Annotated in this window: 14 protein-coding genes and 1 pseudogene; 7 read left to right on the plus strand and 8 right to left on the minus strand. The window is 71.2% G+C overall.

Going from position 1 to position 10,572, the window contains the following annotated elements:
• Positions 1 to 3 precede the first annotated feature (3 nt).
• The 5 genes and pseudogenes from galE to ACRRRO_RS09535 all read right to left on the minus strand — a co-directional run bounded on the left by galE (position 4) and on the right by ACRRRO_RS09535 (position 3,031).
• Positions 4 to 966 carry a UDP-glucose 4-epimerase GalE gene (gene galE / locus ACRRRO_RS09515; RefSeq protein ID WP_424786859.1) on the minus strand — a complete coding sequence of 321 codons (963 nt, stop codon included), beginning with the start codon at positions 964 to 966 and terminating at the stop codon, positions 4 to 6.
• Positions 963 to 1,604, minus strand: coding sequence for a 5'/3'-nucleotidase SurE (surE, locus tag ACRRRO_RS09520; protein WP_434081443.1), 642 nt, complete (start codon positions 1,602 to 1,604; stop codon positions 963 to 965). Before surE ends, galE begins: the two co-directional genes overlap by 4 nt.
• A 113-nt stretch (positions 1,605 to 1,717) precedes the next feature.
• Positions 1,718 to 1,966 (minus strand): annotated as a pseudogene (locus ACRRRO_RS09525) (hypothetical protein); the annotation flags it as partial.
• On the minus strand, positions 1,896 to 2,327 hold the full coding sequence (locus ACRRRO_RS09530; RefSeq protein WP_424786857.1) for a pyrimidine dimer DNA glycosylase/endonuclease V: 432 nt from the start codon (positions 2,325 to 2,327) through the stop codon (positions 1,896 to 1,898). The pseudogene ACRRRO_RS09525 and the gene ACRRRO_RS09530, both read right to left, overlap by 71 nt.
• Positions 2,328 to 2,350: 23 nt before the next feature.
• Positions 2,351 to 3,031 (minus strand): ArsR/SmtB family transcription factor, encoded by a 681-nt coding sequence (locus tag ACRRRO_RS09535; RefSeq protein WP_424786856.1) that lies wholly within the window; start codon positions 3,029 to 3,031, stop codon positions 2,351 to 2,353.
• A 98-nt stretch (positions 3,032 to 3,129) separates the two neighbouring features.
• Here ACRRRO_RS09535 and ACRRRO_RS09540 point away from each other — a divergent pair, with 98 nt between their 5' ends.
• From ACRRRO_RS09540 to ACRRRO_RS09550, 3 genes are read left to right on the plus strand one after another with little or no spacing between them, the layout of a single operon-like run.
• Positions 3,130 to 3,462, plus strand: coding sequence for an NIPSNAP family protein (locus tag ACRRRO_RS09540; RefSeq protein WP_424795298.1), 333 nt, complete (start codon positions 3,130 to 3,132; stop codon positions 3,460 to 3,462).
• Positions 3,459 to 3,854, plus strand: a complete 396-nt coding sequence (locus tag ACRRRO_RS09545) for an antibiotic biosynthesis monooxygenase family protein (RefSeq protein ID WP_424786854.1) — start codon at positions 3,459 to 3,461, stop codon at positions 3,852 to 3,854. The genes ACRRRO_RS09540 and ACRRRO_RS09545 overlap by 4 nt, the downstream gene beginning before the upstream one ends.
• Positions 3,855 to 3,884: 30 nt before the next feature.
• Positions 3,885 to 4,043 (plus strand): hypothetical protein, encoded by a 159-nt coding sequence (locus tag ACRRRO_RS09550; protein ID WP_424786853.1) that lies wholly within the window; start codon positions 3,885 to 3,887, stop codon positions 4,041 to 4,043.
• A 78-nt stretch (positions 4,044 to 4,121) separates the two neighbouring features.
• Here ACRRRO_RS09550 and ACRRRO_RS09555 read toward each other — a convergent pair whose 3' ends face one another.
• The 3 genes from ACRRRO_RS09555 to ACRRRO_RS09565 all read right to left on the minus strand — a co-directional run bounded on the left by ACRRRO_RS09555 (position 4,122) and on the right by ACRRRO_RS09565 (position 6,715).
• Positions 4,122 to 4,949 (minus strand): ABC transporter permease, encoded by an 828-nt coding sequence (locus ACRRRO_RS09555; RefSeq protein ID WP_424786852.1) that lies wholly within the window; start codon positions 4,947 to 4,949, stop codon positions 4,122 to 4,124.
• A 93-nt stretch (positions 4,950 to 5,042) separates the two neighbouring features.
• Complete coding sequence (locus tag ACRRRO_RS09560) at positions 5,043 to 5,711, minus strand: ABC transporter permease (protein ID WP_434081444.1); 669 nt, start codon at positions 5,709 to 5,711, stop codon at positions 5,043 to 5,045.
• Entirely contained in the window at positions 5,708 to 6,715 is a 1,008-nt protein-coding gene (locus ACRRRO_RS09565) for an ABC transporter ATP-binding protein (protein WP_424795296.1), read from the minus strand. Before ACRRRO_RS09565 ends, ACRRRO_RS09560 begins: the two co-directional genes overlap by 4 nt.
• 52 nt (positions 6,716 to 6,767) lie before the next feature.
• Here ACRRRO_RS09565 and ACRRRO_RS09570 point away from each other — a divergent pair, with 52 nt between their 5' ends.
• The 4 genes from ACRRRO_RS09570 (at position 6,768) to ACRRRO_RS09585 (ending at position 10,568) form a co-directional block, all read left to right on the plus strand.
• Complete coding sequence (locus tag ACRRRO_RS09570) at positions 6,768 to 8,306, plus strand: LuxR C-terminal-related transcriptional regulator (protein ID WP_424795295.1); 1,539 nt, start codon at positions 6,768 to 6,770, stop codon at positions 8,304 to 8,306.
• Positions 8,307 to 8,393: 87 nt separating this feature from the next.
• Positions 8,394 to 8,816, plus strand: coding sequence for a peptide-methionine (R)-S-oxide reductase MsrB (gene msrB / locus ACRRRO_RS09575; RefSeq protein ID WP_424786848.1), 423 nt, complete (start codon positions 8,394 to 8,396; stop codon positions 8,814 to 8,816).
• A gap of 13 nt (positions 8,817 to 8,829) precedes the next feature.
• Complete coding sequence (locus ACRRRO_RS09580) at positions 8,830 to 9,594, plus strand: endonuclease/exonuclease/phosphatase family protein (RefSeq protein WP_424786847.1); 765 nt, start codon at positions 8,830 to 8,832, stop codon at positions 9,592 to 9,594.
• Entirely contained in the window at positions 9,591 to 10,568 is a 978-nt protein-coding gene (locus tag ACRRRO_RS09585) for an EamA family transporter (protein ID WP_424795294.1), read from the plus strand. Before ACRRRO_RS09580 ends, ACRRRO_RS09585 begins: the two co-directional genes overlap by 4 nt.
• Positions 10,569 to 10,572 lie beyond the last annotated feature (4 nt).

Raw genomic sequence — 10,572 nt, forward strand, 5'->3', positions numbered from 1 at the left:
GGGTCACGGCTGGTGCTGGCGGGCCCGCCAGGCGCTGGTGACCATCTGCTCCAGGCTGTGGCGCATCGTCCAGCCCAGGTCGCGGGCAGCCAGTTCACCATCGGCCACGATCCGGGCCGGGTCGCCCGGGCGGCGCTCCGCTTCGATGGGGTCGAAGTCGATCCCGGTGCCGGCGGCCATCGCGTCCATGATCTCCCGGACCGACACGCCGGTGCCGCTGCCCAGGTTGTACACCGGCTCCAGGGCGGTCCCCTGCGCCAACGCCTTTGCCGCCTCCACGTGGGCCGCGGCCAGGTCCGCGACGTGGATGTAGTCCCGCACGCAGGTGCCATCCGGAGTCGGGTAGTCGGTGCCGTTGATCTGCGGGGTGCGGCCGGCGGCCAGGGCGTCCAGGACCAGCGGGAACAGGTTGTGCGGGGAGGTGTCGGGAAGGTCGGGATATCCGGAGCCCACCACATTGAAGTACCGCAGCGACGTGTGCCTCAGCCCCACGGCCCTGGCCTGGTCGGCAAGTAGCCACTCGCCGATCAGTTTGGACTCCCCATAGGGCGACTCCGGCGCTGTGGGCGTGGACTCGGTGACCTGCTCGGCCTCCGGGGTCCCGTAGACCGCGGCGGAGGAGGAGAACACGATCGAGTTGACCTGAGCCTGCGCCATCGCCTCCAGCACCGAGATCGTGCCGGTCACGTTCTGGGCATAGGTGTGCAGCGGCCGTTGCACCGAGACGCCGGCGTACTTGAACGCGGCCACGTGCACCACCCCGGAGATCCGGTGCTCCACCAGGGCACTGCGGACCGCCTCGGTGTCCAGGATCGAGGCGCGGACGAACGGGACTCCCTCCGGCACGAACGCGGCGTGCCCGCTGGAGAGGTCATCGATCACGACGGTGCCGATGCCCTGCCCGGCGAAAGCTCGCACGACGTGCGCACCGATATACCCGGCGCCCCCGGTGACCAACCACGTCATCGCGCCACCCCCGCGCGGCCCCGAGCGAACGAGAGATCGTCGAAGGCGGGCAGTGCGGCATCGTGCACGTCGTGACGGGGCGCCCGGATCAGTGACAAGGTGGCCCAGCCCTGCATCAGTTCGTGCACGTCGGTGCCCTCGGGGAAGGTCGCGGGCGCCTCGCCGCTATCGTCCATGTGCGCGAACAGGATCTGCCGCACCGATCGGTCCACGGTGTCCGGCAGCGTCCCGAAGGTCGCGAGTTCGGCCGGGCGCAGGCCGCGGAGCCGCTCCAGGGGAACGTCGGGAATGTTGATGTTGAGCACCCGGCCGTCCTGGGGGTGGGTCTTCAACCAGTGCAGGGCCTCGGCGATCACCGGGTAGGCGGTGTCCCAGTGCTCGGGGTCGAACGAGGCGCTGGAGGCAGCCAGGGCCGGGATGCCTTGGGCCGCCGCGGACAGGGCGGCACCGACCGTGCCGGAGTGCACCACCGCGGGACCGACGTTGGGTCCCAGGTTGATCCCGGACAGCACCAGGTCCGGACGCGGCCCGAACGCGCCCATCCCGGCGGCGTAGGCGATCGCGGCCGGGCTGGCGTGCACGGCGATGGACTCGACGTCATCGGAGATTCCCGGGGGGCGCGCGGTCGAGATCCGCAAGCCGTGCTGGGGCCTGCTGGGCCGGACGGGTAGCCGGCGGTGTTGTCGCCGTTCTCCGCGCTGAGTGCGGCGCTGTATCCGGAGTACTGGCGGTTCGGCGCGGCGATGATCACCTCGTGCCCCGCTTCATGGGCCACGTTGGCCAGGACGGTCAGTCCGGGGGAGGAGACCCCGTCGTCGTTGGTGATCAGGACGCGCATCGCACAAGTTCTCCTTCGTGGCAGGGGGCTGGCCCGCCTGGTTGGTCCGCGCACCATTGTGCCCGGTGCCCGAGCGGAGCGGCGAACCGGTTCAGCCCCGCTCCCAGGGCTCCACGGGACCGGGGACCACCATGAACAGCGGATGCGGGTCCGGTGGGTCATCGGCGTCCAGGGTCGCTACCGTCGCCGGGCTGCGGTGCACGAGTTTGGCCCGCAGGTGGGCTCGTTCGAACTCCACCTGCCCCGAGGTGACTGCGACGGGGGCTTCCGCGGGAGGTGCGTTGTCGATGCGCGTGCGGTCGAACCGGTAGCCTCGGGCGTCGGCCTCGTCGGCGACGTGCCGCAGGTAGCACCGGACCGAGCCGGCAGGGTCCGGGGTGGTCCGGAACCGGTCCAACTGAGGATGGCCGCGGTAGCCGACGGTACGTCCGGTCAGCACGGCTTGGGCCAGCAGGGCCTCCCGCCAGCACGCCAGCAGTCCCTGCCGATCCAGGTATCGCGGGTGCAGTGACCACAGGCGCATGGGCTCATGCTGGCACGCGGACGTCAGGGCCTGCCATTGAAGACGCCGGGAAAGTGGCTCGGCAGATGGTGCTGGCCGGCCCTGGTCAACCGGATCGTGCGGGGTCTGTCGCCGCGGACCACCCAGCCGTGGGCCAACAGCCACGCGAGCAGGCCGGCACCCAGAAGTCCGCCCAGATGGGGACGCCGTTCGGTCCAGTCCAGGCACCGCCGGGCCAGCGGCCGGTCCGTACGGGCAACGGCAGCCGTTACGCCCAGATCGTCGAAGAACGTGCGCCCGATGGTGGTCAGCCGGAGCGCCGACCCTTCTTCCTGCGTCAGATAGCCGGCGCGGACGCAGTCCTCGTACACGGCCACGGCGACCGCTCCGGCGAGGTGGTCGTAGCAACTGCGGGCCAGGTCCAGGCCGGCGGGATGCGGTCGGGGTGGTGCCGCGGCGGGGTCGGCACCGAGCGACTCCAGCATCTCGGCGACCTCGGGTCCGGCGAGCCGGTAGTAACGGTGCCGCCCGGAGGGCTCCACGGTCACCAGGGCGGCATCGCGCAGCCTGGCCAGATGTTCACTGGCGGTGGCGGTGGCCACGCCCACGTGCCGGGCGAGCTCGGTCACCGTGTACGCGCGGCCGTCGAACAGGGCGGTGAGCAGGGCGACCCGGCTGCGGTCGGCCAGCATCGCGCCGACGAGGACCAGCCGTTCGGACGTCACGGTTCTTACGGTACCGATGACCACTTCGGCGCAGCCCGAAACATCGCAGGGTTGACTCGGCAGGGACCGATACCCATCGAGCCACCCAGGAGAGGCACATGGCCATCACGTGCATCATTCGCTACGAGATCGATCCCTACCGGCAGGGGGACTTCGAGCACTATGCCCGGACCTGGGGGGAGGCGATCCCCCGCTCGGGCGCCGACCTGCTGGGCTATTTCGCTCCCCATGAAGGTTCACTGACCACTGCCTACGGGATCTACACCCTCCCCGACCTGGCCTCCTATGAGACGTACCGGCAACGACTGGCGCAGGATCCGCTGGGACGGCGCAACTACGAGTTCGCCAGGCAACGACAGTTCATCCGGTCGGAGGAGCGCCTCTTCACCCGGCCGGTCTCCGGTCCGCACGCCCCGGGAGCTCTGGGATGATCGCGGTCATCTTCGAAGTATGGCCCGAACCGGCTCAGCGAGAGCGGTACTTCGACCTGGCGGGGCAGTTGCGCGCCGAGCTGGAGGACGTGGACGGGTTCATCTCCATCGAACGATTCGAGAGCCTGACCGACCCGGGCAAAGTGCTGTCGCTGTCGTTCTGGCGCGATGAGGACGCGGTGCGCACGTGGCGCACGAACGCCGCACACCGGGACGCGCAACGGGCCGGGATCACCGAGGTGTTCGCCCACTATCGGCTGCGCGTCGCCGGGGTCAGCCGTGACTACGGGATGTCCGACCGGGCGCAGGTGCCCACCGACAGTGCTGCGGTCTGGCCCGGTAGGGACTCTCCGGGCCCGAGTCGCGGCGGCGGGTCGGGCCACCTAGCCTGAGATGGCGCCACCCGAATGAGGAGGACTGTGATGACATCGGAGGGGACCTCCCGCCCGAAGCCAGAGGCGGACCAGGACAACGTGCCCGGCTCCCAGCATGGGGACACACCCCAGGACGAGCAGCAACCGACCCATAGTGGGGGCCCGGGAGCCGACCCGGAGTTGCCCGACGAGGAACGCGAGCGCTGACCGCCAGGATCACCGGGTCCGCGTTCCGCGGTCCGGGCCACCGCACCGCGTCGGTCGCGGCTGGTGACGCCGGCCTGATCACTCCTGCAGATCGATGCTGCCGTCGCGCCGGCCGGACCCGGCGAAGGCGGTGAACGCCACGGCCGCGAGCGCGAACCACACCAGGCCAGCGCCCAGTGCGGCGCCGGCGGCCACCGCGAGCGAACCGGCGTCGGCGGTGCCGGCCTGCAGATCACGGATCGCGCCCAGCCCGTGGGTGATCGGCAGGCCCTGCCCGGCGACCTGAAGCCACGCCGGCCAGATGAGCGTCGGCACGGTCACGCCGGTGATCAGCATGACCAGGGTGTGGCTGACGTTGCTGGCCACGTTGCGCCACCGGGGCCCGCGCAGCACCAGCGCAGCCACGAACAGCGCCACCGCGTACATCGTGGTCGCGGTGAGCACCAGCATCGCGAAGGCTCCCAGGGCACCGGCCAGGCTCCAGCCCACCCCGAACAGTGGCCCGAGGGCGAAAAGCGCAATACCGGCGGTGGCGATCCCGCTGGGCAGCCACTGCACCGAACGGCCCACGAACACCGGCCACAGCGGCCCTGGTGCGGCCACCAGCAACCCCATGGTCCCGGCGAACCGTTCCCAGGTGGTGGAGGGCACCGACATGAACACCTCCACCACACACGCCATCACTGCCTGGCCGATGAACAGGTAGAGCACCGCCCCGGGGTCATCGAGCAGCAGCCCGATCAGGGCGAAGAACGTCACCTGCATCAGGATCCGGCCGAGCCAGCCGACGCTCCAGGTCAGCGGCGTGTAGGTGGCGCGCATGTCGGCGAATGCGGTGCGGGTGGCGGCCCGGACGATCGCCCACGGCCCGGGGACCCGGTGGCCGGGTAGCACGCGCTCAGGCATGAGCCAGCCTCCCCGTCATCCGCACCCGGCGCAGCGTCCGGTCGAGCAGCACGTGGCTGAGCACGAACCCGACCGCTCCGAGCAGGGCCACGATCAGCAGCCGCAGGGCCGCGGCGTCGACCGGACCGGTGGCGAGGGAATCGCGCAGCAGGTCCGCTGACCAGGACAGGAACACCGCCGGGCCGGCCACGTCAGCCAGTCCGGGAGCAGCGCCACCGGCACGATCACCCCACCGAGCACGAAGAACGGGTAACTCAGCGAGTTCTGGAACGTGCGCGCCGAGCGGGCCAGCACGAACACGCACGCCATCACCCCGGCCCACCCGGTCATCGCCACCACGGTCAGCGCGACGGTGATCACGAACAGGCCCGGATGGATGATCCTCACCGGGTCCCCGGTCAGTGCCCAGCCCACCAGCCAGGACTCGGCGAAGGCCACCATGGAGATGCTCGTGACCGCGCTGATCCGGCCGAACAGCACCGCGGCGAACGGGGCCGGTGCGGCAAGCAACGCCTCCAGGGAGCCGTTCTCCCGTTCCCGGGAGATCAACTCCCCGGCGGTCTGCAACGACATCGCCCACAACGCCATCAGCGCCGGAGCCAGCACGCCGTAACTGCTCAGGTCACCTCGCCCGGCGTGGGTGAAGATCGAGACGAAGACCGCGGTGAGCAGCGGTGCGGTGAACAGCGCCAGGAACCAGTCCGGGGTGCCCCGCATCATGCGCACCTGGTGGGCGAAACCCGCCCGGGCCGGGCCGATCACACGTCCATCCCGCGGCGCTGCCCGGCGGCATCGGTCCCGAGCAGATCCAGGTAGACATCCTCCAGCGACGGCGGAGCGGAGGTGATCTGGGTGTGTCCGGCGGCCAGCACGGTACGCAGGGCGGTCGAGACGGCCTCGGCGCCGCCGCTGACGGTGATCTGCAGCACGCCCGAGCGCGCGTCGTGCACGGCGTGGATCCGCTCGGCCGCGTCGGGCAGGGTACCCAGTGCGCCGGTGAGCGCTTCCGCAGAAGCGGGGTCGACGTCGTCCACCGTGATCTGCTGGGAGCCGGCCACCATGGCCCGGACCTGCGCCGGTGGGCCGGTGCCCAGGACCCGGCCCTGATCGATGAACGTGACCGAGTCGCACAGAGCCTGGGCCTCGGCCATGTCGTGGGTGGTGAGCAGCACCGTGCGGCCCTCGCCCCGCAGTTCGGTGACCAGGGTTCGGAAGTCGCGGGCGGAGACCGGGTCCATGCCGACGGTCGGCTCGTCCAGCAACAGCACCCTCGGTTCGGCGACCAGGCCGCGGGCCAGGTGCAGGCGCTGCTTCATTCCCCGGCTGAAGGTCTCCACCTTCTCCGTCGCCCGTTCGCCGAGGCCGAGCCGCTCCAGCAGTTCGGTCGAGCGCCGCCGCCCGGCCCGGGCACCCAGGCCGTGCATGGCGCACCAGAACTGCAGGTTCTCCATCGCGCTGAGCCGGTCGTACAGGCCCCGCTCACCTCCGAAGACGATCCCGATCAGGCGACGCACGGCGGCAGCCTCGGTGACCACATCGTGACCGAGCACGCGGGCGCGGCCGGAGGTCGGCAGCAGCACCGTGGCGACGATCTTGCAGATCGTGGTCTTGCCCGCTCCGTTGGGACCCAGCAGCCCGTGCACCAGCCCGCTCGAGGCGCGGGCGGGCAGGCGTAGGTCCACGTTGTCCAGGGCGATGCGTTCTACCTGGCCGCGGCGACGGAAGGTGCGTCGTAGCGACTGCAGGTCCAGTGCCCACTCGTTCACGCCATCCAGGATGGTCCGACGCTGTGATGTGAACCTAGTCAATAATGCGTAGATGACGTCGGTCGATTCCCGGTGCGCACGGTTGCTCCAGGACGCCCGGGCCAGGTGGCTCCTGGGTGATGCTGCCGGGACCTGGGCGGCACTGGCGCAGGCCGAGGAACTGGCCGGAGCCGACCGCCGCCTCCAGATCCTGGTGCTGGCCGAGCGGTCGGTGGCGTGCGTGCGCGCCGAACGCGCTACCGAGGCACTCGCTGCCGCATCGCAGTGCCTGGCGCTGGCGGCCGAGTCGGCCGGGCAGCCCGGAGCGGCCGGGCAGCCGAGCCCGGCGGAACGGGACCGCCCGCTCGGCGAGGCAGGACCGACCGCGCGGGACGACGCGGTACGTGCAGCGGTGGCCGATGCGCGGGTCAGCCACGCCCTTGCCCGCGGCGGGGCGATCTCCGCCGGGCGCCGGAACGAGGAGGCCATCGCCGAGGCCGTGGCCGACCTCGACGCCGTGGCCACCAGCGGTGATCCGGCGCTGGTGGGAGCGCGCATCCGCGCCATCACCGGAGCACTGGTGCTGCGGCTGGCCGGTATCGAGGCGGCCCTGGGCAGTGGGCACGGGGAGGCGCAGGCCTGGATCTGGGTGTCCCGCGCCCGCGTGCTCAGCGAGCAGTTGCGCGACCCCGGAACGGTCGTGCGCCAGGCAGTGGATCTGGGCTTCCACACCGGGCAGTGGGCGCGCGCCTGGGACCACGCCCTCAGCGACATCGACCGGGACAAACACCGCAACGAACAGGTGGCGCTGCTGACCAAGGCGGCCCAACTGGCCTGGGAGCGTGGTTGGGAGGACCACGCTCGGCACTACGGCCAGCAGGCCCTCACGGCCAGCGTGGGGGTGGACCTGCCATGGGTGCGCGTGTACGCCTACCTGGGTGGGGTGATCGCCGCGGCCGCGGGGGCGGGCTCAGTGGAGGCCGCCCTGCGCGCCTACACCCGGTGCACTACCCGCGCCGGGCACGCCACCCGGCCGAACCGCGCGTGGCTGGCCGCCCAGGTGGCCCTGGAGGACGGTCTTCCGGCAGCGAAGGTGCGGACGTTCCTGGACCGGACCCTGCCCGGTGGGCTGGAGCATCCGGCGCTACATGCGGCAGCCGAGGTGCAACTTCGCCACCGGGAGGGCAGGCCGGTCGACCCCGACCTGTTCGAGGCCGCGGACATCACCCGGCAACGGGCCCCGGAACGGGCGCGGATCCTGTTGGTGCGTGCTGCCGAACGCGGCCGGACCGGGCTGCACACCGCTGCCGCCCAGGATCTCGCACAGGCCCGCACCATCGTGCGGCACTGGCCCGGACGAGTACTGCAGCGAGTCGAAGCAGCGGTGGAGCAGGTGACTCCCTCGGTGCCGGGCACCCCCGCCCAACGCCGGGTGCTCGACCTCCTCGTCGAGGGCTGGAGCAACCGGGACATCGCTGGGCGACTGGGCTGCTCCCAGCGCACGGTCGCGGTGCACGTCTCGGCGCTGCTGGCGGCCTCGGGCACCACCTCGCGCACCGAACTCGCCGGGCGGGAGTTGCGTCGTCGTCTGCTTGGCAGCGGCTACGAATAGCGGGCGCCCGGCCCGGCGATGCCGATGTGCTGGGACGCCGTGACAGTCCGCTGGGACACCTGCGCCATCATGGGCGAGGATAGAGGCATGCGTGAGGTGAAGAACGACTACGAGGTGTCCAAGACCGAGGAGCAGTGGCGGGCCGAACTCGACCCCGCCGAGTACCAGGTGCTCCGGCAGGCCGGCACCGAACGGCCCGGCACCGGGGAACTGCTGTATGAGGACCGGGTGGGGATCTACTCCTGCCGGGCCTGCGGGGCGGAGCTGTTCCGCTCCGAGACCAAGTTCGACGCCCACTGCGGCTGGCCCAGTTTCTACCAACCGAGCGCCGGTGACGCGGTGGAACTGCTCGAGGACCGGTCCCTGGGCATGGTCCGCACCGAGGTGCGCTGCGCCTCGTGCGGCTCCCACCTTGGGCACCTGTTCGACGACGCCCCCCAGACTCCGACCGGTGACCGGTATTGCATGAACTCGGTCGCAATGAGATTCGCCCCGGAGGCCACCGACTGATGAAGGCCACCTGATGACCCCCCTGCGCGTGCTGTCTGCGAACATTCAGTCGGGCCTATCGGCCGGTGGTGTGCCCACCACCGGCCCCGAACTGGCGGCCGCCTTCACCGGGATCCAGACGGACGTGGTGGTGCTGCAGGAGGTGGACAGGTACCAGAACCGCAGCAACCGAATCGACCAGGTGGCGGTCATCGCCGAGGCCCTCGGTCTGCCGCACCACCGGTATGCAGCCGCGCTGGCCGGAAACGTGCGCGGGCTGCGCTGGATGGCCGATCCGATCGGAGAGTATCCCGGCCCGGCATACGGGGTGGCGTTGGCCAGCCGGTTCCCGATCACCGCCTGGTTCGCCACGCGGCTGCCCCAGGGGGTGCAGCGCCTGCCCACCCTGAAGGGACTGCGGCCGGGCTGGTGGGTGCACGAACCCCGGGTGGGGCTGGCCGCGGTGCTGCAGGGCCCAGACGGCCCTTTCGCGGTGGCATGTACCCACCTGTCCCTGTTGCCGCCGGTGGCCTGGCGACAGTTGCAGACCCTGCTCACCGGCGTGGACGGGCTGGCCCGGCGCGCGATCGTGGCCGGAGACTTCAACCTGCCCACCCGCACGGTGCGCAAGATCGCCCCGGACTGGCACCTGCCCGAGGCGCTGACCTTCCCCGCCGGCACCCCGCTCCGACAGATCGATCACATCCTGGTCCGGGGCGGGACCACCGCGAACACCGCATCGCACCGGCTGGCCGTCTCCGATCACCGGGTCCTGGCTACCGAGGTGGAATGGGCATGAGGAACCCTCTGGACCGGGTCCCGGCGCCGCTGCTGTTCCTGATCGCCGGTGCCTCCCAGTACCTGGGCGCGGCGATCGCCGTCGGACTGTACCCGCTGATGCCCGCGCACACGGTGGCGTGGCTTCGTTCGGTGGTGTGCGCACTGATCCTGCTGGTGCTGGTGCAACCCTGGCGGCGCCAGCACTGGACCCGCCGCACGTTCGCCCAGAGCGCGGTCTTCGGCGTGGTGCTGATGGCGATGAACATGCTGTTCTACATCTCCATCGAGTACCTGCCGCTCGGTGCGGCCGTGGCGATCGAGTTCGCCGGGCCGGTCGCCGTGGCCGCCTGGGGCGGGCGCACGCTGCGGCAGCGGGTGGCGATCGTGCTGGCCGCGTTCGGCGTGGTAGCGATCTCGGTGCTCGGGCTGGACTGGGCCGGTGCCGAATCGGGCTGGTACCTCCTGCTCGGGATCGTCTGTGCGCTGGCGGCAGGCTCCGCGTGGGCGGTGTACATGCTGCTGGGTGGCCGGATCGTGACCGAACGGGACGGCATCTCCTCCCTGGCGGTGGGCACCGCCGTGGCCTCGGTACTGTTCGCCCCGATCGCTGCGCCGTGGGCGGGGCCGGCGCTGTCGATGGACGTGTTCGTGGTGGTGGTCGCCGTTGGGGTGCTCACCTCGGTGATCCCCTACATGCTGGACCAGGTCACCCTGAAACGGCTGCGGATGGCGACCTTCGCGCTGCTGAACGCCCTGTTGCCCGCTTCGGCGACCGTGATCGCGCTGCTGGTGCTGGGTCAACGGCCCACCTCGTGGGAGTTGGTCGGGCTGGGGGCGATCAGTGTCGCGTTGGCCCTTGCCGGTCGTCGCACCCGTTCCGGGGCCGGCCGGTTGCGTCCACGCGATTCCGGCGACCGTGACCGATCATCCGTCCGACCCGGCGTGGCTGCCGCAGGAGAGGCCGACGGCGGACCGCCCGGTCCGCCGGGCTGAGTCC

Origin of the sequence: Sanguibacter sp. Z1732, assembly GCF_051020515.1 — a bacterium.
In the GTDB taxonomy this organism is placed as follows: domain Bacteria; phylum Actinomycetota; class Actinomycetes; order Actinomycetales; family Beutenbergiaceae; genus CALKWS01.